The organism is Sphingomonas sp. GM_Shp_1, from assembly GCF_026540895.1.
Classification (GTDB): Bacteria; Pseudomonadota; Alphaproteobacteria; order Sphingomonadales; family Sphingomonadaceae; genus Sphingomonas.
In genome coordinates this window covers 1-21512 of record NZ_JALNUR010000003.1, presented here as the reverse complement: position 1 = coordinate 21512, position 21512 = coordinate 1, and the positions used below count along the sequence as shown (strand labels likewise).

Sequence of the window (21512 nt, the reverse complement as noted above, 5' to 3'; positions counted from 1 at the left end):
GAAAACTCTCGTCCGGCCCGAAGGCCGTAGATGTCAGCCTTGCACCACCGGGCGTTTCAGCAGGCCGACGAGCAGCGCGCTGACCACCACCCCGGCGACAAGGGCCGCGACATAGGCGGCCAGATGCGTGACCGCGCCGGGGATCGGCAGGACGAAGATGCCGCCATGCGGCACCCGCAACTCGACGCCCGCGACCATCGCGATCGCGCCCGTGGTCGCCGATCCCGCCATCAGCGCCGGGATCACCCGGAGCGGATCGCGCGCCGCGAACGGGATCGCGCCCTCGCTGATGAAGGCCAGGCCCAGCACCGCCGCCGCCGCGCCCGCCTCGCGCTCGTCGGCGGTGAAGCGGTTGGCAAACAGCCGGGTCGCCAGCGCGATGGCGAGCGGCGGGGTCATGCCCGCCGCCATGGTCGCCGCCATCGGCGTATAGACCTGGCTCGCGACCAGCCCGACCGAAAAGGCATAGGCCGCCTTGTTGACCGGCCCGCCCATGTCGAACGCCATCATCCCGCCCAGGATCAGGCCGAGCAGCACCGCGTTCGACCCCTGCATCCCGCGCAGCCATTCGGTCAGGAAGGACAGCACGGCGGCGACCGGCGTGCCGACCGCATAGATCATCAACAGGCCGGTCAGCAGCGTGCCGAGCAGCGGCAGGATCAGCACCGGCTTCAGGCCCTGCAGGTTCTTCGGCAGCCGGATCACGCGGTTGAGCGCGTCGACCCCGTAGCCGGCGATGAACCCCGCCGCGATGCCGCCCAGAAAGCCCGCGCCCAGGCTGCTCGCCAGCATCCCGCCGATCATGCCCGGCGCGATGCCGGGCCGGTCCGCGACCGAATAGGCGATATAACCGGCCAGCGCCGGCACCATCAGCGCGAAGCCGGCCTTGGCCCCGATCGTGAACAGCGCATAGGCGAGCGTGCCCTTGGCCGCCTCGTCATTGGCGTGGATGCCGCCCAGCGCGAAGGCGAGCGCGATCAGCAACCCGCCCGCCACCACGAAGGGCAGCATGAACGACACGCCGGTCATCAGATGCTTGTACGGGCCGGCGCGCTCGGTCGCCTCGGGCGAGCTGGTGGTGGCCGCCCCGCCGCCCTGCACCTTGGCCTCCGCCAGCGCCCGTTCGATCAGCGCCGCGCCGCCGGTGATGGCGGGCTTGGTGTTGCTGGCCAGCACCCGCTTGCCGGCGAAGCGCGCCCGGTCGACCTCGCGGTCGGCGGCGATGATCACCACATCGGCCTCGGCGATCTGCTCGGGCGTCAGCGGATTGCCTGCACCGACCGAGCCTTGCGTCTCGACATGGATGTCATAACCGAGCTGCCGCGCCCCCTCCTGCAACCCCTCGGCCGCCATGAAGGTATGCGCGATGCCGGTGGGACAGGAGGTGATCGCGACGATCTTCTTCGTCGCGGCGCGGGGCGTCTCGCCGACCGCCAGCGCGGCGGCCGGGTCGGCGAGCACCGCCTCCAGCGTCAGCAAGCGGTCGGCGCGCGCGCGGGTCGCCGCATCGGCGCTGCCCTCCGCGCCCACGAACAGCAGCGTGTCGCCGGCCCCGGCCGATACCGGGTTGACCACGCCCTGCCCGGTGCGCAGCTCGATCTCGATCGACCGACCCGCATCGCGCGCTGCGCGGCGCAGTGCCTCGCCCGCGAGCACGCCGGTGACGCCCGCCTCGCCGGCATCGACGATCGCCAACAGCCTCTTCATGCCTTCTCTCCCACCATGGACGGGCCGGTGATTCCGGCTCCGCTGATCGTCACTTGCGCGGCCAGCGCGTCGATCGTCGCCAGATCGGGCAGATGCGGCCCCGGCCGGCCCAGCTTGGCGACGGCGAAGGCGGTGGACAGGCGCGCGATCCGCTCCAGCCCCGCGCCCTCGGCGATGCCGGCGGCCAGCCCCGCGACCATCGCGTCGCCCGCGCCCACCGTGCTGGCGAGCGGCCCGGCGGGCAGGTGCGCGACCAGCGCCCCCTCCTCCGACACGAACAGCGCGCCCTCCCCGCCCATCGACACCACCACCAGCGCGACGCCGCGCCGGTGCAGCGCGGTGGCGCAGGCCACGACATCGGCCATGCTGTCGAGCGACATATCGGCCCAGGCGGCCAGTTCGCGGCGATTGGGCTTGACGATCCCGGGCAGCACCTCGCCGCGCAAGGCCTGGGTCAGCGGCGCGCCGCTGGTGTCGAGCAGCACCCGCGCGCCGCGCGCGGTCAGTGCGGCGACCATCTCGGCATAGAGGATCGGGTCGCAGCCGGGCGGCAGGCTGCCCGACAGGACGATCAGCGCGTCCTCGCCCGCGAAATCCGTGACCGCCCGGGTCACTTGCGCGACATCGGCGTCGCCGACCACCGGGCCGCTCATGTTGATGTCGGTGGTGTCGGCATCGTCGACGATCTTCATGTTGACGCGCGTGTCGCCGGCGATGCGGACGAAGCGGTCGTCGATCGCCTTCTCGGCGAACAGCGCCTCGAACAGCGCCGCATTGCCTTGGCCGAGCAGGCCGAAGACGCTGACCGGCGCGCCCCAGTCGGCCAGGCAGCTCGCGACGTTGACGCCCTTGCCGCCCGCATCCTGGCGGATCGCGCGGGCGCGGTGCACGTCACCCGGCACCAGCCGGTCGAGCGTGATCGTCTGGTCGATGGCGGGGTTGAAGGTGACGGTGGCGATCCGCATCACGCGGCGCTCCTTTCGGGCATTTGCGCTACCGGCGCGATATCGAGCGCGCGTACATCGGCGGCGCTCTCCACCGCCAGCGCGCGGGCGGCGAGCGCCTGGAGCGCGGGCAGCTCGCTCGCGCGCAGCCGCGCCTTGACGGCGGGCAGGTCGCGCGGGGTCATCGACAATTCGGTGACGCCGAGGCCAGTCAGCAGCGCCGCGCCGAACGGATCGCCCGCCAGCCCGCCGCACACCCCGACCCAGCGACCGTGCCGCCGCGCGCCCTCCACCGTCATCGCGATCAGCCGCAGCACGGCAGGGTGCATCGAGTCCGCCTCGCTCGCCAGCTCGGGATTCTGCCGGTCGATGGCCAGCGCATATTGGGTCAGGTCGTTGGTGCCGACCGAGAAGAAATCGGCGTGCTTGGCCAGCGCATGGGCCTGGACGGCGGCGGCGGGCACCTCGATCATGATGCCGACCGGCACCACCGGCGCGTCGAGCGCCACGCGCACCGCCTCGCACCGTTCGCGCAAGGTCAGCAGCTCGGCGACCGAGGTGATCATCGGGAACATGATCGACAGGTCGCCCCCCTGTTTATTGGCGTCCTTCGCCGCCCGGTAGAGCGCCCGCAGCTGCGGCTCCAGCAGGTCGGGGCGGCGCAGCAGCAGCCGCGCGCCGCGCACGCCCAAGAACGGGTTCTCCTCCTTGGGCAGATGAAGATGCGGCACCTGCTTGTCGCCGCCGATGTCTAGCGTGCGGACGATCAGCGGGCGACCGTCCAGCGCGTCGATCATCGCGCGATAGACCGCATATTGCTCGTCCTCGCTGGGGCTGTCGCCGCGTTCGAGGAACAGGAATTCGGTGCGCATCAGGCCGACGCCTTCGCCGCCCTGCGCCAGCGCCTCGGCGACCTGGTCGGGGCGGTTCACATTGGCGGCGATCGCGACGCTATGGCCGTCGCGGGTCACCGCCGGGCGGCTGCGCTCGGCCTCCTCGGCGGCGCGGCGCGCGGCGATCGCGGCGATCCATTCGCGTGCGGAAGCGAGGTCGGCTTCGCTGGGATCGAGCCAGACTCGCCCCGTGTCGCCATCGACGATCGCGACCGTCCCCGCCGCCTGCGACAACAGGTCCGCGCCCCCCGCGACCACCGAGGGCAGGCCGAGCGTGCGGGCGAGGATCGCGCTGTGTGAGGTGGGGCCGCCGAGCGCGGTGGCGATGCCCGCGACGCGGTTCGTGTCGAGCGCCGCCGTGTCCGACGGCGCGAGATCGCCCGCGACCAGAATGCACGGCGCATCGGGCAAATCGTCCAGTGTACCCAGTCCCAGACCCGGATCGATCTGGGCCAGTACGCGCCGCCCGATGTCACGAAGATCGGCCGACCGCGCGGCGAGCACCGGATTGCCCAGCGCCGACAATTGCCCCGCCATGCGCTCGATCGCCTGATGCCAGGCCCAGGCGACGCCATGACCCTCCACCATCAACTGGCAGGTGAGGGTGATCAGGTCGGTATCGTCGAGCAGTGTCGCCTGCGCCTTGAAGATCGCGGCATCGCCCGCACCCAGGCGGCGCGTGGTATCGTCGATCAGGCCCTGCATCTGCGCGCGGGTGCGGACCAGCGCGCCCTCCAGCAGCGCGCCGCCGGTCGCGAGATCGACGGGATGGTCGACCACCTCCAGCTCGGCCGAGGCGAGAACATGGACCTTGCCGATCGCGAGGCCGGGACTGGCGGCGACGCCGGCGATCATCGCGGGCGTGCCGACCGGCTTCCAACCCTGCACCGGCACGGCGGCGGCGGCCTTTTGCGCGGCGCGCGCGGCCTCGGCCTGTTCGCGGCCGGTGAGGCGCGTGATCGTGCCGTGGAAACTGTCCAGCGCGACGCGCGCGCCGGGCCCCGAGGCCGAGAGGGTGACCGTGTCCCCCGCCTTCAGCCCGAGCTGGAGCAGCGCGACCAGGCTGCGCGGATCGGCGGCCTCCGCCCCGTGGCGGACCCGCAGGGCGACGGGCAGCGCCTTGGCCGCTTCCGACCAGGCGGCGGCGGGGCGCGCGTGCAGGCCGGTCGGATAATCGACGGTCCACGTCACCCGCTCGTCCAGATCCTCGGCGGGCAGGCGGGCGCGGTTCTGGTCCACCGCATCGTCCTGCAGCGCCGCGATGATCAGCGAGGGATCGTCGGTGGTCGCCAGCTGGTGCAGCCGCGCTTCGTCCTGGATCAGGCGGGTCAAGCGGCGCAGGATCGCGATATGGCTGTCCGAACTGGCGGCGATGCCGACGACCAGATGCGCGATCTGGCCGGGATTCCACTCGATCCCGTCGACGAATTGTAGGACCGCGATCCCGTCGGCGCGGACCAGCCCCTTGTCCTCGCCCAGGCCGTGCGGGATCGCCACGCCGGCGCCCAGATAGGTGTTCGCCACGCCCTCGCGCGCGATCATGCTGTTCTCATAGCCCGACCCGACACAGCCCGCCGCGACGAGCAACTGCCCCGCCTGGCGGATCGCATCATTCTTGTCGGTCGCCGTCGCCGCGAGCCGGATCAGGTCCGCGCGAATGGCAGGGGATGGAACGGGGGTAGACATGTCTCTGGCCTCTCCGGCGCGAATCTGCTCGTCGCTTGCGCTATTAGAAAACGTTTTCTCAAATTGAAGTCAATAGTTCTTGCCAGAAATCGGCCCAGCAGGCAGAAGCACAGGGAAAGCGACGCGAGACAGCGCCAAGGAGAGGAGAGAACGTTTTCCATGACCGTCGGCATCAAGGATGTGGCACGGGTCGCCAACGTCTCCACCGCGACCGTATCGCGCGTACTCGGCGGCCGCAATGTCGACGAGGCGATGCGCGACCGCGTGCTCGCGGCGGTGCGCTCGACCGGCTATCGGCCCAACCTCGCCGCGCGGCGGCTACGGTCGCGGCACACCAACACGATCGGGCTGATCGTCGCGGATATCCGCAACCCCTTCTTCACCGCCGTATCGCGCGCGATCGAAAACCTGGCCTATGAGAATGGCCTGAGGGTGATCCTGTGCAACACCGATGAGGATGCCGCGCGCGAGGCCATGTACCTGCAACTCATGCAGGAGGAACGGGTAACCGGCGTCATCCTGGCCCCCACCCGGCAAGGACTGGCGACGCTCGCCAAGACGAAGCCGGACTATCCCATGATCCTGATCGACCGCGCCACGCCCGGCATCGCGCATGACTGCGTCGTGCTCGACAATGCGGCGATGGCGGCGATCCTGGTCGAGCATCTGCATGCGCGCGGCTTTCGCCGCATCGCGGGGCTGTTCGGCGCGTCCAGCAGCACCGGCGAGGAGCGCCGCGCGGGCTTCGAGGCGACCGTGCAACGGCTGGGCCTGGCGGGCGAGGCGATCGCGGTGCCGCATGGCGATGGCGAGGTCGCGCGCATCGTCACCGATCTGCTGGCACGGCCGGACCGGCCCGAGGCGCTGATCGCCAGCAACGGCGTCGCCTCGATGGCGATCCTGCGCACCTTGCACGGGCTCGGCCTGTCGGTGCCGAACGACATGGCGCTGGCCGGGTTCGACAATGAGGGGTGGATGGACCTGGTCGGCGGCGGCCTGTCGGTGATCGAACAGCCGGTCGAGGAGATCGGCCGCACCGCCATGGCGATGCTGATGGACCGGCTCGACCATGCCGATGCCGCGGTTCGCAAGGTGGTGCTCGCGGGGCGCTTGGTCGCCCGCGGCTCCAGCGAACCGGGCAGCCCCAATCCTACATCTTCTTTCTTCTCCACCGAGACTGGAGCCTGACCATGATGCCACGAATGTCGCTCACGCGCTTCCTGATCGAACAGCAGCGGGGGCCTGCGCAACTGCCCGGCGAATTGCGCCTGCTGATCGAGACTGTGGCGCGCGCCTGCAAGACGGTCGGCCATGCCGTGTCGAAGGGGGCGTTGGGTGAGGTCCTGGGGTCGCTCGGCAGCGAGAATGTGCAGGGCGAAGTCCAGAAGAAGCTGGATGTCATCGCCAACGATTTCCTGCTCGATGCCAATGAATGGGGCGGCCATCTGGCGGCGATGGCGTCGGAGGAGATGGAGACGATCCACCGCATCCCCAACCGCTATCCCAAGGGGGAGTATCTGTTACTGTTCGATCCTATTGACGGGTCGAGCAACATCGATGTCTGCCTGTCGGTCGGCACCATCTTCTCGGTGCTGAAGGCCCCGGCGAATGCCGCCGGGCGTGAGATCGGTGAGGAGGATTTCCTTCAACCCGGTTCGGAGCAGGTGGCGGCGGGCTATGCCATTTACGGGCCGCAGACGCTGCTGATCCTCTCAATCGGCACCGGCGTGTACGAGTTCACCCTGGACCGCGAAGTGGGGGCCTGGAACCTGACCGACGGACCGATCCGGATGCCCGGCGGTACGCCCGAATTCGCGATCAACGTGGCGCGGCGGCGGCAATGGTCCGACGTGGTCGCTCGCTTCGTCGACGACCGGGTCACCGGAACCGAGGGCCCCTGCGGCCGGGACTATTCGATGCGTTGGACCGGATCGATGGTGGCCGACGTCCACCGCATCCTGAAGCGCGGCGGCACGTTCCTCTACCCCCGCGACGACCGCACTGGCCAGGCCCGGCTTCGGCTGATGTACGAGGCCAATCCTATGAGCTATCTGATCGAACAGGCGGGCGGCGCGGCATCCGATGGCGAGACGCGGATCCTTGATATCCGGCCCACCGGACTGCATCAGCGCGTCGGACTGATGCTCGGCGACGCGGAGGAAATCGCTGCGCTGGGTAGCGCGCCCATGGTGGCGGAGCTCGCGACGTCCGGTGCGGGATAGGAGCGAGTCGACCTCGTTTCGATTCCGGTCAGGGTATCTGAGATATTAAAGAACGGTCGGGGCATATCCGGCTGGGTGCCTTGGGTGAGCCGCGCGTGGAGGATCACCTTGCCGAGCGGCATCGCGTCGCTACCCACATCGTCTTCCCCGAACGCATCGGCCCGCCTGCGAACAGGCGGGCCGACAGCACATCAGAACCGCGCCTTGAAGCCGACATAGAAGGACCGGCCCAGGACGTCATACGTGCCCGGCAGCGTGTTGCCCGGGGTGCCCGCGATCACCAGCGGGGCCTTGTCGAACAGATTGGTGACGCCGAACCGGAACTGATAGGCGTCGTTCACGCGAACCCGGGCGGTCAGGTCGAACAGGTCATAGGCGGGCACGCCGGGCGCGGGGCTTGCCGGGCGGATCACCGCCGTGACGTCGCGCATCGCGTTCAGATGGCGCCAGCGAAGCCCGAAGTCGACATCGCCAAGCGTCAGATTGCCCGTCGTCGTGTACCGCCAGCGCGGCAGCGGCAGCGCATTGGTGGCGTCGATCGTGCCCCGGAACTCTTGGAACGCATCCGTCGAGAAGTTCTTGATCTGATAGCTGCCCAGATAGCTGACGACCGAGTTGAGCGTGAAGCGCCCCTCGCCCAGGCTGCCCAGCGAACCCAGCGGCACGGCCCAGTCGAGCTGGAAGTCGATGCCGCTGGTCTTCAGCCCGCCCAGGTTGAGATAGGGCAGCGAGACATTGGCGATGCCGCCGGTATTATCGCGCGAGATCAGCTGACAGAAAGTGTTGGTCGCGCTGTAGCTCGGGTTGCTGCCGTCCTGGTTATAGCATTTGGCGAGTGCGGTATTGCCCGCCACCGTCGAGATCACGTCGCGGATCGAAATGTCGTAATAGTCGACCGAGAAGGACAGGCTGTTGAAGACCGGCGACGCGAATTCGGGCCGCAGCACCGCGCCCAGCGTCTTGGTCGAGGCCTTTTCGGGGGTCAGCGCCAGATTGCCGGTGTTGGTGACAGGGATCGCCACCGTGGTGAAGTTGTAGCTGTCGACCAGGCTGGTCGGCACGCCGGTTGCGATGCACAGCGCTCGGACCTGCGATCCGTTCGAGCCGCTCCGCGACACGCTGCGCACGTCGCAGGGGTCGCCCGAAGTGGGCGGGTTGCCGATCTGCACCTGCGCGCCGGTCGGCGAGCTGAACAACTCGCCGATATTGGGCGCGCGCACGGCCCGCTGATAGCCGCCACGGATGAGCAGCATCCGGACCGGCGACCATTCGCCTTCGGCCTTGTAGGTCCACACATCGCCGGTCACATTGTAATTCGAATAGCGACCGCCCAGGCTGACGTTGAGCGAATGGAAACCCGGCACGTCCTTCAGGATCGGCACGAACACTTCGGTCGCGATCTCCTTCACGTTCGTCGAACCCCGCGTCGGGTTGGTGGCGTTGGTGGCGAAGACGTCGCCCGCGATCAGCGCGGCATCGGGGACGAAGCTATACTTGTTCTCGCGGTAGGTGCCGACGAACGAGGCCTTCACATCGCCGGCGGGCAGGCTGAAGAGCGTGCCCTGCACTGCGCCTTCGACCGTATTCTGGCGGATATCCTCGTACCGGCGGATGCGCTGGGTGATATAGGCGGCGCAGGCCGCGCTGAGGCTGGTGGCGTTGCCGATGCCGAACGGATTGTAGCCGCCCGCGCAGACCGAATTGCCGCCATCCGCCGCCTGGAGAAGCTGGTTGACGCGCGACCCCAGTACGCCGGGCGCGATGTCGTCGTTGATCACGTTGCGGTCGCGCGCGCCGTAAATGTCATAGGTCCAGTCGCCAAAGCCCAGTTTCCCGCGCGCGCCGACGATGAACTGGCTGGTCTCGAACCGCGTCTCGAACACGCGCGGCGGCAGCTCGACGAAACGGCGGTTGATCGCGAAGCTGGCATTGGGGCTCGGACGCGACGCCAGCACAGCGCGCAGGCTGGCGGGGATGAAGGGATTGCTGGCGGAAACGTTGACCGGGATGAACTGGGTCAGCGAGTTGCCGACATTGGTCCGCGCATCCGTGCGGGTGTAGAGCGCCTGGGCATAGAGCGTCAGCGCGTCGGAAATCTCGTAATCGGCCTTGGCGAAGAAATTGTAGCGCTCCAGCGGCCGGTCGATCGACTGCTGCCGCGCCACCGGCTGGCGGACGACATTGCCGAACGTCACATAGTCGCCGGTCGTCGGGCCGGTATAGTTATAGGCGCCGACCTGGCTGAACAGCGACCCGTTCGCGTTGAAGCCGAGCGAGTTGGTCCGGGCCACGGTCCCCGCCGCCAGATTGGGGAAGGCCGCGTTGACCGCCGCCTGCGACGGCAGGTTGGTCGCGGAGGGGACATAGGTGCCCTGACCGATGAACGACGACAGGATGCCCAGGTCGAAGAAGGAGCGTTCCGACCCCTTCAACTCGTCGCGCTTGGTATAGCCGACCGACGCGATGATGTTGAAGCGGTCGTTCCTGGACGTCCACCCGCCGATCGCCGACAGATCGGCCGCCAGGCGATCGCCGCGAAAGGTGTCGCCGATCTGGCCGTCGATCTCGACGCCGTTGAGGTGACGCCGGGTCCGGAAGTTGACCACGCCCGCAATCGCGTCCGAGCCATAGACCGCCGAGGCGCCGCCGGTGATCGTCTCGACGCTTTCGACGATGGACTGCGGGATGACGTTGACGTCGGTGACGTTGAAGACCGTCGAGGGCGGCAGGCGACGGCCGTCGAGCAGCACCAGCGTGCGCTTGTCGCCCAGGCCGCGCAGGTTCAGCGTCGCGCGACCGGCGCTTGCCGCCGCGCTGGCGCCGCCGCCCTGCGATCCCGATCCAGGGACGAATTGCGGGAGCTGGTTGAGCGATTGCTCGACATTGACCGCGCCCGTCGCCTTCAGGGCCTCCACGCTGCTCGTCACGATCGGGCTGGCCGACGTGTAATCCGAACGCACGATGCGCGAGCCGGTGACGACGATCTCCTTCGTCCCGACATCGTCCCCTGCGCCCTGAACTGCGGCGGGCGTGGCAGCGCCCTGGCCGGGCAGGTCGCCCGGCGACGTCTGATCGGCGGCGGGCCGCATGGAGCTGCTGTCCGTGGCCGGCGCCGTTACGGGTGCGTTGGCGGCGGGTGCGGTTTGCGCGTGGACGGCGGGTGCCGCGACCAGTGCCCAACCCAATGCCAGAGTGGATATGCCCCCAGAAACCTTCGACATGATGTTTCCCTCTCCTGTAGTTCTTATAAACTATCTATTTCGTACATGGTATATCGGGATCAGAGTTCGATGCGCTTCACGTCCCCCAGGATGACGATGTAGGCCAGCGCGCCGAGCAGTGCGACGACCCCGATAAAGCCGATCGCGTAAACGAAGCTACCGGTCGCCGCGACGATCGCACCGATGATGATCGGCGTGACGATGCCGGCAAGATTGGCGGCCAAGTTGAAGATTCCGCCCGTGACGCCCAGCATCCCTTCCGGCGCGATGTCCGACACCAGCGTCCAGCCCAAAGCCCCCATGCCCTGTGCGAAGAAGGCCAGCGACAGGATCGCGATGACAAGGCGATTGTCGTCGATGAAATTGGCCGACACGATCGTCGAGGCCAGCAGCAGGCCGAGGATGATCGGCAGCTTGCGGGCGACATTGGGGGAGCGACCCTGGCGCAGCATCTTGTCGGACCACCAGCCGCCGAACAACACACCGACCGACGCCGCGATGAACGGCAGGATCGCGAGAAAGCCGATCTTCAGCCAGTCCATGTGCCGCTCGACCGCCAGATAGGTGGGGAACCAGGTCAGGAAGAAGACGAGCGTCGAGTTGCCCGCGAACTGGCCCAGGCAGATGCCCCACATCTGGCGCTTGCGCAGCAGCCGCCCCGCCGCCGACCAGTCGACCTTCTGCGCCTTCGCCTGCTCGACCAGCCCGCCGCCCTCGGCGATCAGCGCGATCTCCGCCTCGTTCGCACGGCTGTCACGCGGCTCGCGGTAACGGAGCCACCAGATCGCCGCGAAGATCATGCCGATGCTGCCCGCCATCACGAACAGCGAGCGCCATCCCCAATGTGCCAGCATCAGGAAGAGCAGCGGGCTCAGAAAGGCGAGGCCGATATATTCGCCCACCGTATATATCCCGGTTGCCATCGCCCGCTCGTTACGGGGGAACCAGGTCGCCACCACCCGACTATTGGCCGGGAAACAGGGCGACTCCGCCACGCCGAGCAGTAGACGCAGGCCGAACAGTCCCACCACGCCGCCGATAAGGGCATGACACAGGGTGAAGAAGGACCAGAAACCGACCGACAGCATATAGGTCAGCCGGGTTCCGAACCGGTCGAGGAACGCGCCCCCCGGCACCTGCGACGCCGCATAGGTCCAGGAAAAGGCCGAGAAGATCAGGCCCATCATGGCCGGGTTGATCGCCAGTTCCTTGGTCAGCGACGGTGCCGCGATGCCCAGGATCGTGCGATCGAGATAGTTGATCAGCGTGCCCGTGGCGATCAGCCCCAGCACGCCATAGCGCACACGGGTCGCCCGAGCGGAATCGGGCGCCCCAGTGACACTGACGCCGCTCATGCGGCGCGCCCTTGGGTCAGTTGGGTGAAGTGACGCACCATGCGATCGGCATCGGGCGCGATGCCGGTGAAGATCTCGAAGGCGCCGACGGCTTGGAACACCGCCATGGTGCCGCCATGCGCCGTGCGGCATCCCTTTTCGCGCGCCACCCGCAGCAATTCGGTTTCCAACGGGAAGTACACGATTTCGGCCACCCAAAGGTCAGGCCGGAGAAGCGCGGGGTCGAGCGGCAGGCCGGGATGCCCGGCCATGCCGGTGGGCGTGGCGTGGATCAGCCCCGAGGCCGCCGCGATTTCCGCGGGCAGGTCGCTGCTGGCGCTGGCGCGTCCGTCGAAGCGCGATGCCAGCCGGTCCGCCAGCGCATGGCTGCGCGCCGGATCGACGTCGAAAATGGTCAGATGCTCGACACCCAGCGTCAGGGCCGCCGTCGCGGTCGCCGCCCCTGCCCCGCCGCTGCCGAGTTGGACGACCGACTGTCCGGCAATGTCCCCGATCTCGCGCTGGATGCCTGCGGTAAAGCCCAGCGCGTCGGTATTGAAGCCGGTGGCCTGTCCGTCCGCGATCCGCACGGTGTTGACCGCGCCGATCGCCTCGGCGACCGGATCGACCGCGTCGAGCAACGGCATGATCGCCTGCTTGAAGGGATGGGTGATGTTCAGGCCGTCAAAGCCCGCGTCGACCGCGCCGCGAAAGACCTGGGACAGCCGCTCGTGCGAGACGTCTTGACCCGCCAGGTCGATCAGCCGGTAGACATAGGCCAGGCCCTGCTCGCGCGCTTCGACCATATGCATTGCGGGGGTCAGCGATGCACCGATATCCTGCCCGATCAGGCCGGCCACGATCCCACGATGTCGCGACGCCCGTGCGCGCTGTGTCTTGACGGTTTCGTCAACCACGATCCACTCCTAATCACGCCGGTCGTTGCCGGTTTCTCTGGCAATGTACGAACCAGTACGTTACAGTCAACCCACATATGATGCTGACTTCGGGACATGATCATTTGTATGATGGGGGGATGAGCACCAAATCCCTTGAGACGGCTGATGAAAGCCGCTCGGACCGTACGCGCGCGGACATTCTTGCCATCGCCACCGAAGAGTTCGCCGACAAGGGGTTCAGCGGAGCGCGGATCGACGAGATCGCGGAACGGACCAACACCAGCAAGCGAATGATCTATTATTATTTCGGGGGGAAAGAGGGGCTGTACCGCTCCGTTTTGGAGGCGGCCTATTCGGGTATCCGCACCACCGAGGCGGTGGCCGAGCTCGACTCGCTCTCCCCGATCGAGGCGCTCGCGCGGCTGACCGAGATCACCTTCGACTATCACCTGCACCACCCCGAGTTCGTGCGCCTGGTGATGAACGAAAATATCCAGCGCGGCTCGGTCATCGCGACCATCGACAGCACGCGCTCGCGCAACGACTCGGTCGTCGGGATGATCGGCCGATTGCTCGAGCGCGGCGTCGCCGAGGGTGTCTTTCGCGAGGGGATCGATCCGTTCGACCTCCACATGACGATGAGCGCGCTCGGCTTCTACAACGTCTCCAACCGCTACACGCTCGGCAAGATCTTCGCGGTCGACATGCAGGCGCCGGACATGATCGCGCGCCGCCGCGCCAGCGTCATCCACACCGTCATAGCAAGCTGCCGACGATAAACGGCACGAGAGAGAGGAACGGCACGGCCATGAAGTTCGGGATCGCCACGGTATCGCTGAGCGGTACGCTCGAAAACAAGCTCCATGCCGCTGCCGCCGCCGGTTTCGACGGGGTCGAGATTTTCGAGAACGACCTGATCGCATCGCCGCTCCGCCCGCGCGAGGTGCGGCGGATGATGGAAGACCTGGGGCTGACCTGCCAGCTCTACCAGCCCTTCCGCGATTTCGAGGGGATGCCGGGCACGCTCCGGCAAAGGGCGCTCGACCGCGCCGCCGCCAAGTTCGACCTGATGGGCGAATTGGGGGCCGACCGCATCCTCGTCTGTTCCAATTGCTCGCCCCAGTCGCTGGGGGAACGGATGCGGATCGTCGACGATCTGGCCGAACTCGCCGACATGGCGAGCCGTCACGGCATCGTCGTCGGTTACGAGGCCCTGGCCTGGGGGCGTCATGTCTTCGATCATCGCGACGCCTGGGCCATTGTCGAGGCGGTAGACCATGTCTCGCTCGGCATCATCCTCGACAGCTTCCATTCGCTGTCCCGCGCTATCCCCAGCGAGAGCATCCGCGACATTCCCGGCGACCGCATCGCCTATGTCCAGCTGGCCGACGCGCCGCGGCTCGAGATGGACCTGCTCTACTGGAGCCGCCACTTCCGCAATTTTCCGGGGCAGGGCGGGCTCGACGTGGCGGGTTACGTCGCCGAGATACTGCGCACCGGCTATCAGGGCCCGCTGTCGCTCGAAATCTTCAACGACCGGTTCCGCGCCTGGTCGGCCGAGCCGATCGCGCGCGACGGTCTGCGCTCGCTCCGCTATGTGCATGATGAGGCACAGCGGCGGCTCGGGCAAGTCCCCGCCATCCCGGCCTGCCCCGAGCGGGTGGTGCCCGAATTCCTCGAATTCGCGGTCGACGAGGAACAGCGGCCACGGCTGGAGGCGATGCTCGCCTCGCTCGGTTTCGCGCATACCGGCACCCATCGCACCAAGCGGGTCAACCGGTGGCAGGCGGGCAGCGTCAACTTGGTCGTCAATGTCGAACAGAGCGGCTTTCCGCACAGCTATAATCTGACCCACGGCCCCTCGATCTGCGCGGTCGGCCTGAAGGTGCCCGACCACCAGGCGGTCGTCGCGCGCGCCGAGTTCTTCGGCGTCGACAAGGGCGCGCAGATCGAAACCCCGGGCAATCTCGACGTGCCCGCCATCCGCGGCGTCGGCGGAAGCCTGATCTACCTGATGGACGAGGACAAGGCCGCGGCCGTGTGGGACGCCGAGTTCGTCGCGACCGGCCATACGGCCCCCGTCACCGACCTGACGTTCGATCATCTGGCGACGGTCGTCCAGGTCGACGAATTCCTCTCGTGGCAGTTGTTCTGGCGATCCCTGTTCGGTCTTCGCGAGAGCGTACAGGCCGACGTGATCGATCCGGCGGGGCTGGTCCTCAGCCTGCCGCTGGAGTCGGTCGATGGCGCAACCCGGATCACGATGAACGCCAGCGACGCCAGCGGCACCCTATCCGCCCGTTTCGTCAGCAAGGGATTTGGCGGCGGTTACCAGCATGTCGCCTTCGCCACCCCCGACCTGATCGCGACGGCGCGCGACCTGCACGCGCGCGGCGCGGCGCTCCTGCCGATATCGGCCAATTATCATGACGATCTGGCGGCACGGATGGGCGACATCGCCGTTGCCGAAGACTTGCGCGCCTTGGGGATCATGTACGACAGCGACCCGATGGGCACCTATTATCAATTGTACAGCCGCGCATTCGACAAGATGTTCTTCTTCGAATTCGTCCAGCGACAGGGATATCGCGGCTTCGGCGCTTATAACGCGAGCTTCCGTCTTGCATCGCAGGAGCAGTTCAAACCTAACGAACACGCGCTTTAGCCGAAGCGATCAGGATGCCGCCGCCAACGAGCAATAGCATCGCGCCGGCGGTCCTTCGCATCGATCTCCATCGCTAGGGCCGTCAGGATCGCGCGCCGCTACGCGTCACGATCCTGCCGGATCCTCACACCCGCTCCAGCATCAGCGCGATGCCTTGTCCGACGCCGATGCACATGAAGGCCATGGCGTAGCGCCCACCGGCGCGGTGCAGTTCCTCCACCGCGCTCATCGCGATGCGGGCGCCCGACATGCCGAGCGGATGGCCGAGCGCGATCGCGCCGCCATTGCGGTTCACGCGGCGGTCGTCGGCGGCGATGCCGAGGTCGCGCAGGGTCGCGATCGCCTGCGAGGCGAAGGCCTCGTTGAGTTCGATCACGTCGATCCGGTCGAGGCCGATGCCGGTGATGCGGCACAGCTTGCGCGCCGCCTCGATCGGGCCCACCCCCATGATGCGCGGCGCGATGCCGGCCGAGGCCATGCCGAGCACCCGGGCGCGCGGAGTCAGGCCGTGCCGCGCGGCCGCCGCCTCGCTGGCGACCAGCATCGCCGCCGCGCCGTCGTTGAGGCCCGACGCATTGCCCGCGGTCACGGTGCCGTCGGCGCGGACCACGGGCTTGAGCTTCGCCAGCGCCTCCAGGCTGGTCGCGCGGGGATGTTCATCCTGCGCGACGGTGATGGGGTCGCCCTTCTTCTGCGGGATGGTGACGGGGACGATCTCGGCGGCCATGCGGCCGCTGGCGATGGCGACGGCGGCCTTTTGCTGGCTGGCGAGCGCGAAGGCGTCCTGTTCCTCGCGGGTGATGCCCCATTGATCGGCGACATTCTCGGCGGTCTGCGGCATGGTGTCGACGCCGTAAGCGGCCCGCATCGCCGGGTTGATGAAGCGCCAGCCGAGCGTCGTGTCCTCGATCTGCTGGGCGCGGTCGAAGGCGGTGGCGGCCTTGCCCATGACATAGGGCGCGCGGGTCATGCTCTCGACGCCGCCTGCGATGAGGAGTTCGGCATCGCCGCTGCGGATCGCTTGCGCGGCGCTGCCGACCGCATTGAGGCCGGAGCCGCACAGCCGGTTGATCGTGCCGCCGGGCACCCCCTCGGGCAGGCCGGCGAGCAGCACCGCCATGCGCGCGACGTTGCGATTGTCCTCGCCCGACTGGTTGGCGCAGCCGAGCAGCACGTCGTCCACCGCCTGCCAGTCGACTTGGCGGTTGCGCTCCACCAGCGCGCGCAGCGGGAGGGCGGCAAGGTCGTCGGCGCGGACGCTCGCCAGCGCGCCGTTGAGCCGGCCGATGGGGGTGCGGATCGCATCGCAGATATAGGCGTCGGGCATCAGGCGTCCTTGTCCAGCATGTCGATGATCGTCTGCGCCTCGGCGAACCCCGTATTGGCGGCGGGCACGCCGGCATAGATGGCGGTCTGCATCAGCACTTCCTTGAGCTCGTCGGCGGTCAAGCCGCCCTGGGTCAGCCCGGCGCGGACATGGAGCGCGAACTCTTCCCACCGCCCGAGCGCGCAAGTGATGGCGAGGACAATGAGTCGGCGCGTCCGGTCGTCAAGGCCCGGCCGGCCCCAGATCTCGCCCCAGGCGATGCGGGTGATCATCGCCTGGAAATCGGCGGTGAAGGGCGTGCGCTTCGCCAGGCTGGCGTCGACCCAGGCATCGCCCAGCACGCGGCGGCGGTTGCGCAGCCCTGCGTCGAACAAGGTCTCGGCCGCCGCTTGCGCCGCCTCGTCGGCACAGAGGAACCGCCGCAGCGCCGTCGCCAGCGCGCCCGGCGCCTCGATCGGCGGCAGATGCGCGCCGTCGACGCTGGCATGACGGGCGCCGGGGATCGCCAGCAGATGCTCGCCATGGCCGGCAAAGGGGGTCGAGACGTCGAGCGTGCCGGTGACGACCAGAGTCGGCACCGCGATGGTGGCGATCCGCTCGGCCAGCGCCATGTCGCGGATCGCCGCGCCCGCCCCGGCATAGCCGGCGTCGGACTGGCGGGCGATGCCCTCGCGCAGCGTCTCGGCGATCTCCGGATGCCGCGCGGCGAAGCCCGGCGACAGGAAGCGGCCGACGCCCATCTCGGCGATCGCGGCGGTGCCCTGCGCCCGGACGGTCGCGATCCGCGCGTCCCAGGCCACCGGATCCATCGTCGCCGAGGTGCAGATCAGCGCCAGCGCCGAGACGCGCTCCGGATGGTCGAGCGCCAGTTGCATCGCGACCATGCCGCCGAGCGACACGCCCGCCACCGCCGCGCGTGCGACCCCGGCATCGTCCATGATCGCGGCGACGTCGCTCGCCAGCATCGGCAGGGTATAGTCGCCATCCGGCGCGTCCGACCCGCCGCTCCCACGCATATCGATGCGCAGCAGCCGGAAGGCGGGCAGCAGCAGCGGGACGGTCCGGTCCCATAATGACAGGTCGGTGCCGATCGAGTTGAGCAGCACCAGCACCGGGAGGCCGGCCGCCCCCTCCAACCGCCAGTGCAGCCGCACGCCGTCGCGGATCGTGAACGCCATGTCAGTCCTTCATGCTGTCGAGCAGTTCGGCGATGATGCCCGGGCTCTCGCCCATATCCTTGCCGACCGCCGCCGCGGCGAGGTTGCGGGCGATGGCGGCTTCGTCAACCTCCAGTCCCTCCGCGACCACCGCCAGCGCGGCGGCGCTGCCCGAGGCGAGCAGGAACAGGTCGGCGAGGACCGGCCCCTCCGCCTGCCAGCCGCCAAGGGCCCGCTCCTGTTCCTGCGGCATTCCGGCCAGCAGCGTCGCGACCAGCCCCGGCGCGCGGGTCGCGGCGGACAGCGCGACCTGGCAGCCGGTCGGATTGCGCTTGTGCGCCATCGCCGACGATCCGCCCCGCCCGGCGACCAGCGGCTCGCGCGCCTCGCCGATGCCGTTCTGCGCCAGCAGCGCCACGTCGCGCGCCACCTTGCCGAGCGCACCGATCAGGATGCCGAGCGCCGCACCGATCGCGGCGACGCCGGTGCGGCGCGCATGCCAGGGGGCGGCGGTGCCGAGTCCCAGGGCCTCGGCCATGTCGGCGGCGATCGCCGCACCCTGCCCGTTCATGCCAGCGCGGGTTCCCACCGCACCGCCCAATTGCAGCCTCGCATGGTCGGCGACCGCCGCGTCCAGCATCGCGAGTGCGTCGTCCGTCGCGCGCGCCGCCTGCGCCAGCCGCAGGCCGAACGACACCGGCATGGCGTCCTGCAACAGCGTGCGGCCGATCGCCGCCCGTTCGGCATGGTTGCGAGCCTGCGCCGCCAGCGCATCGCGGACGCGCCGCCCATCCGCCCGCAACAGGCGATGCGCGGAGCGGACCTGCAGCATCAGGACGGTGTCCGCGACATCCTGGCTCGTCGCCCCCCGGTGCACCGCCCCGCCGGCCTCGCCGCCGACCATCGCCCGCAGCCGCGCGACCAGCGGAATGGCGAGCGTGCCGGCCAGCGCCGCTTCCTCGGCCAGTGCGGCGGGATCGATCCGCGCCGGATCGACACCCGCGACGATCGCGGCCGCCAGCTCGGGCGCGATCACGCCATGCGCCGCCTCTGCCCGCGCCAGCGCGACCTCGAAGGCGCAGGCATGGGCGATCGTCGCATGGTCGTCGAACACCGCGATCATGTCCGCCGTCGCGGCGGGGCGGAGGCGCAACAACGCGCTCACAGGTCGAAGAACACCGTCTCGCGCGGCCCCTGCAAATGCAGGTCGAGCGACCAGACCTGATCGCCGGCCGAGGTCGCGACCAACGTGGCGCGCCGCTCCGCCGGAACCAGCGCCAGGGTCGCATCCTCGCCCTCGGTGCCCTCGAAATAGAGGCGCGTCGCCAGCCGCTTGATGACGCCGCGCGCGAAGACCGACACCGCGACATGCGGCGCATGGCCGGGCGCGATCGGTCCCGGCATGACGGTGCGGAAGCGATAGCGGCCGTCCTCGGCGGTCGCCGCCCGGCCGAAGCCGACGAAATGCGGATCGCTGTCCGCCTCGCCATGATAGCGCCCGGCGGCATCGGCCTGCCAGATCTCGATCATCGCATCGGGGATGGCCGCGCCGTCACCGTCGAACACGCGGCCGGTGAGTTCGATCGCCTGCCCCTCGGGCGTGCCGGTCGGCGAGGACAGGTTGAGGACGTAGTGCGCTTCCGAAAACAGTTCGGGTCGCGCGCCCATGTCGGACTGGCCGACCAGGTCCGCGCCGCCCTTCCATGGCAGGCCGTAATGGAAGAAGGGGCCGACCGTCTGGCTGGGCGTCTGGCCGAACAGCGCCGGGTCCTGATTGTCCTGCCGCGGCGCCGGGCGGCGGTCGGCGACATCAATGGTCATGGTCGTTGTCCTCGAACGGCGTCTGCTCGCGGCCCTTCAGCACCACGTCGAAGCGATAGCCCAGCGCCCAGTTGGGCTGGGTCACGTCCATGTCGAACCGCGCGACCATCCGCTGGCGGTAGGGCATCGGCACCGCATTGGCGATCGGGTCGATCTCGATCAGCGGATCGTCGGGGAAATAGAGCTGGGTCACCAGCCGAGTCGCAAAGGCGGGGCCCAGCAGCGACAAATGGATATGCGCCGGCCGCCACGCATTCCGGTGGTTGCCCCAGGGATAAGCCCCCGGCCGGACGGTGACGAAGCGATAGCGCCCCTCGGCGTCCGTCACCACGCGGCCCGCGCCGGTGAAATTGGGGTCGTGCGGCGCGTCCCACTGGTCCTTGGCGTGGATGTAGCGACCGGCGGCATTGGCCTGCCAGATCTCCATCACCGTATCGGGCACCGCGCGGCCATCCTCGTCGAGCACGCGGCCCTCGACGATGATCCGCTGGCCCAGCGCCACGCCCTGGTGCTGCGTGGTGAGGTCGGCCAGTGCCGGCCCCATCAGCCGCTCCCATCCCGCCGGACCGCTCGTCTCGGTGCGCGTCTGCGGGATGCGCAGCGGCGCATGCAGCGGCGCGCGGACCATGGTCGATCCATAGTCGGGGAAGAGCGACGGCGGCGCGCCGGCATCCTCGCGCTTGTAGCTCATGCCGACAGCTCCACCCCGGTCTTCGCGCGCACCTCCTCGGGGGTGACGCCCGGTGCGCATTCGACCAGCCGCAGCCCCGGCTTGTCGCAGGCGATGACGGCCAGGTCGGTGATGATCAGGTCGACACAGGCCTTGCCGGTCAGCGGCAGCGCGCATTCCGGCAGGATCTTCGGATCGCCCTGTTTCGACACATGGTCCATCACCACGACGACGCGGCGCACCCCGGCGACCAGGTCCATCGCGCCGCCCATGCCCTTCACCATCTTGCCCGGGATCGTCCAGTTGGCGAGGTCGCCGCCCTCGGACACTTCCATCGCCCCCAGGATCGCCATGTCGATATGGCCGCCCCGGATCATCGCGAAACTGTCGGCGCTGGAGAAGAAGCTGGAGGTCGGCAGCGCGGTGATCGTCTGCTTGCCGGCGTTGATCAGGTCGGGGTCCGCCTCGCCTTCATAGGGAAACGGCCCGATGCCCAGCATCCCGTTCTCCGACTGCAACGTCACCTCGATGCCGGGCGGCACGTGATTGGCGACCAGCGTCGGGATGCCGATGCCGAGATTGACGTAGAAACCGTCCTGCAATTCGCGTGCGGCGCGCGCCGCCATCTCGTCGCGGGTCCAGGCCATCATCCATTCTCCCGCTGGCGGACGGTCAGCTTCTCGATCCGCTTCTCGTTGATCGTGCTCCGGACGATCCGGTCCACATAGATGCCCGGCGTATGGATGCCGTCGGGGTCAAAGCTGCCCGCCGGCACGATCTCCTCCACCTCGGCCACCGTCACCTTGCCGGCGGTCGCCATGTTCGGGTTGAAGTTGCGCGCGGTCTTGCGGAACAGCAGATTGCCCGCCGGGTCCGCCTTCCATGCCTTGACGATCGACAGGTCAGCGCGCAGCCAGGTCTCGCGGACATAATCCTCGCCGTCGAACGTCTCGACTGGCTTGCCCT

The 21512-nt window shown here is 68.7% G+C and carries 17 protein-coding genes; 4 read left to right on the top strand and 13 right to left on the bottom strand.

Translation table 11 applies throughout. The features are described from left to right. Window positions 1-33: 33 nt before the first annotated feature. The 3 genes from OXQ33_RS02455 to ptsP are packed head-to-tail and all read right to left on the bottom strand — an operon-like array spanning window position 34 to window position 5230. Entirely contained in the window at window positions 34-1707 is a 1674-nt protein-coding gene (locus OXQ33_RS02455) for a fructose-specific PTS transporter subunit EIIC (protein WP_267433077.1), read from the bottom strand. Beyond that, window positions 1704-2672 carry a 1-phosphofructokinase gene (gene pfkB, locus OXQ33_RS02450; protein WP_267433273.1) on the bottom strand — a complete coding sequence of 323 codons (969 nt, stop codon included), beginning with the start codon at window positions 2670-2672 and terminating at the stop codon, window positions 1704-1706. Before pfkB ends, OXQ33_RS02455 begins: the two co-directional genes overlap by 4 nt. Then, window positions 2672-5230, bottom strand: a complete 2559-nt coding sequence (ptsP, locus tag OXQ33_RS02445) for a phosphoenolpyruvate--protein phosphotransferase (protein WP_267433076.1) — start codon at window positions 5228-5230, stop codon at window positions 2672-2674. Before ptsP ends, pfkB begins: the two co-directional genes overlap by 1 nt. Before the next feature lie 159 nt (window positions 5231-5389). Between ptsP and OXQ33_RS02440 the strand changes: the two genes are divergently transcribed. Both OXQ33_RS02440 and OXQ33_RS02435 read left to right on the top strand, forming a co-directional pair. Then, the gene (locus OXQ33_RS02440; protein ID WP_267433075.1) at window positions 5390-6418 is read left to right on the top strand and encodes a LacI family DNA-binding transcriptional regulator; all 1029 of its coding nucleotides are present in this window, start codon (window positions 5390-5392) and stop codon (window positions 6416-6418) included. 5 nt (window positions 6419-6423) lie between these two features. Continuing rightward, entirely contained in the window at window positions 6424-7452 is a 1029-nt protein-coding gene (locus tag OXQ33_RS02435) for a class 1 fructose-bisphosphatase (RefSeq protein WP_267433272.1), read from the top strand. A gap of 191 nt (window positions 7453-7643) precedes the next feature. On the opposite strand, the gene OXQ33_RS02430 is transcribed toward OXQ33_RS02435, so the two are convergent. The 3 genes from OXQ33_RS02430 to OXQ33_RS02420 are packed head-to-tail and all read right to left on the bottom strand — an operon-like array spanning window position 7644 to window position 12924. Beyond that, complete coding sequence (locus OXQ33_RS02430; RefSeq protein WP_267433074.1) at window positions 7644-10673, bottom strand: TonB-dependent receptor; 3030 nt, start codon at window positions 10671-10673, stop codon at window positions 7644-7646. A gap of 59 nt (window positions 10674-10732) precedes the next feature. Continuing rightward, window positions 10733-12028 (bottom strand): MFS transporter, encoded by a 1296-nt coding sequence (locus tag OXQ33_RS02425; RefSeq protein WP_267433073.1) that lies wholly within the window; start codon window positions 12026-12028, stop codon window positions 10733-10735. Further along, complete coding sequence (locus tag OXQ33_RS02420) at window positions 12025-12924, bottom strand: shikimate dehydrogenase (RefSeq protein WP_267433072.1); 900 nt, start codon at window positions 12922-12924, stop codon at window positions 12025-12027. The genes OXQ33_RS02425 and OXQ33_RS02420 overlap by 4 nt, the downstream gene beginning before the upstream one ends. Window positions 12925-13043: 119 nt before the next feature. Between OXQ33_RS02420 and OXQ33_RS02415 the strand changes: the two genes are divergently transcribed. Beyond that, the gene (locus tag OXQ33_RS02415; RefSeq protein WP_267433071.1) at window positions 13044-13685 is read left to right on the top strand and encodes a TetR/AcrR family transcriptional regulator; all 642 of its coding nucleotides are present in this window, start codon (window positions 13044-13046) and stop codon (window positions 13683-13685) included. Between the two features lie 29 nt (window positions 13686-13714). Beyond that, window positions 13715-15571 (top strand): sugar phosphate isomerase/epimerase and 4-hydroxyphenylpyruvate domain-containing protein, encoded by a 1857-nt coding sequence (locus OXQ33_RS02410; RefSeq protein WP_267433069.1) that lies wholly within the window; start codon window positions 13715-13717, stop codon window positions 15569-15571. A gap of 124 nt (window positions 15572-15695) precedes the next feature. Here the strand turns inward: OXQ33_RS02410 and pcaF are convergent, their stop codons facing one another. From pcaF to OXQ33_RS02375, 7 genes are all read right to left on the bottom strand, one after another. Beyond that, window positions 15696-16898 (bottom strand): 3-oxoadipyl-CoA thiolase, encoded by a 1203-nt coding sequence (gene pcaF, locus OXQ33_RS02405; protein WP_267433068.1) that lies wholly within the window; start codon window positions 16896-16898, stop codon window positions 15696-15698. Then, window positions 16898-18076 carry a 3-oxoadipate enol-lactonase gene (gene pcaD, locus OXQ33_RS02400; RefSeq protein ID WP_267433067.1) on the bottom strand — a complete coding sequence of 393 codons (1179 nt, stop codon included), beginning with the start codon at window positions 18074-18076 and terminating at the stop codon, window positions 16898-16900. The genes pcaF and pcaD overlap by 1 nt, the downstream gene beginning before the upstream one ends. Window position 18077: 1 nt before the next feature. Then, window positions 18078-19220, bottom strand: coding sequence for a lyase family protein (locus OXQ33_RS02395; RefSeq protein ID WP_267433066.1), 1143 nt, complete (start codon window positions 19218-19220; stop codon window positions 18078-18080). Then, the gene (pcaG, locus tag OXQ33_RS02390) at window positions 19217-19876 is read right to left on the bottom strand and encodes a protocatechuate 3,4-dioxygenase subunit alpha (protein ID WP_267433065.1); all 660 of its coding nucleotides are present in this window, start codon (window positions 19874-19876) and stop codon (window positions 19217-19219) included. The genes OXQ33_RS02395 and pcaG overlap by 4 nt, the downstream gene beginning before the upstream one ends. Next, on the bottom strand, window positions 19866-20567 hold the full coding sequence (pcaH, locus tag OXQ33_RS02385; RefSeq protein ID WP_267433063.1) for a protocatechuate 3,4-dioxygenase subunit beta: 702 nt from the start codon (window positions 20565-20567) through the stop codon (window positions 19866-19868). Before pcaH ends, pcaG begins: the two co-directional genes overlap by 11 nt. Then, complete coding sequence (locus OXQ33_RS02380) at window positions 20564-21193, bottom strand: 3-oxoacid CoA-transferase subunit B (protein ID WP_267433271.1); 630 nt, start codon at window positions 21191-21193, stop codon at window positions 20564-20566. Before OXQ33_RS02380 ends, pcaH begins: the two co-directional genes overlap by 4 nt. Next, window positions 21193-21512, bottom strand: a 320-nt coding sequence (locus OXQ33_RS02375) for a CoA-transferase (protein ID WP_276039689.1), incomplete at its 5' end; no start/stop codon positions are given. The genes OXQ33_RS02380 and OXQ33_RS02375, both read right to left, overlap by 1 nt.

Bases quoted from the DNA above. Each gene is read 5' to 3' on its own strand.
- OXQ33_RS02435 (WP_267433272.1), top strand. From the start codon at position 6,424: ATGCCACGAATGTCGCTCACGCGCTTCCTGATCGAACAGCAGCGGGGG.
- OXQ33_RS02380 (WP_267433271.1), bottom strand. From the start codon at position 21,193: ATGGCCTGGACCCGCGACGAGATGGCGGCGCGCGCCGCACGCGAATTG.
- pcaD (WP_267433067.1), bottom strand. From the start codon at position 18,076: ATGGCGTTCACGATCCGCGACGGCGTGCGGCTGCACTGGCGGTTGGAG.
- OXQ33_RS02455 (WP_267433077.1), bottom strand. From the start codon at position 1,707: ATGAAGAGGCTGTTGGCGATCGTCGATGCCGGCGAGGCGGGCGTCACC.
- OXQ33_RS02430 (WP_267433074.1), bottom strand. From the start codon at position 10,673: ATGTCGAAGGTTTCTGGGGGCATATCCACTCTGGCATTGGGTTGGGCA.
- ptsP (WP_267433076.1), bottom strand. From the start codon at position 5,230: ATGTCTACCCCCGTTCCATCCCCTGCCATTCGCGCGGACCTGATCCGG.
- OXQ33_RS02425 (WP_267433073.1), bottom strand. From the start codon at position 12,028: ATGAGCGGCGTCAGTGTCACTGGGGCGCCCGATTCCGCTCGGGCGACC.
- pcaF (WP_267433068.1), bottom strand. From the start codon at position 16,898: ATGCCCGACGCCTATATCTGCGATGCGATCCGCACCCCCATCGGCCGG.
- pcaH (WP_267433063.1), bottom strand. From the start codon at position 20,567: ATGAGCTACAAGCGCGAGGATGCCGGCGCGCCGCCGTCGCTCTTCCCC.
- OXQ33_RS02415 (WP_267433071.1), top strand. From the start codon at position 13,044: ATGAGCACCAAATCCCTTGAGACGGCTGATGAAAGCCGCTCGGACCGT.
- OXQ33_RS02440 (WP_267433075.1), top strand. From the start codon at position 5,390: ATGACCGTCGGCATCAAGGATGTGGCACGGGTCGCCAACGTCTCCACC.
- pfkB (WP_267433273.1), bottom strand. From the start codon at position 2,672: ATGCGGATCGCCACCGTCACCTTCAACCCCGCCATCGACCAGACGATC.
- OXQ33_RS02410 (WP_267433069.1), top strand. From the start codon at position 13,715: ATGAAGTTCGGGATCGCCACGGTATCGCTGAGCGGTACGCTCGAAAAC.
- pcaG (WP_267433065.1), bottom strand. From the start codon at position 19,876: ATGACCATTGATGTCGCCGACCGCCGCCCGGCGCCGCGGCAGGACAAT.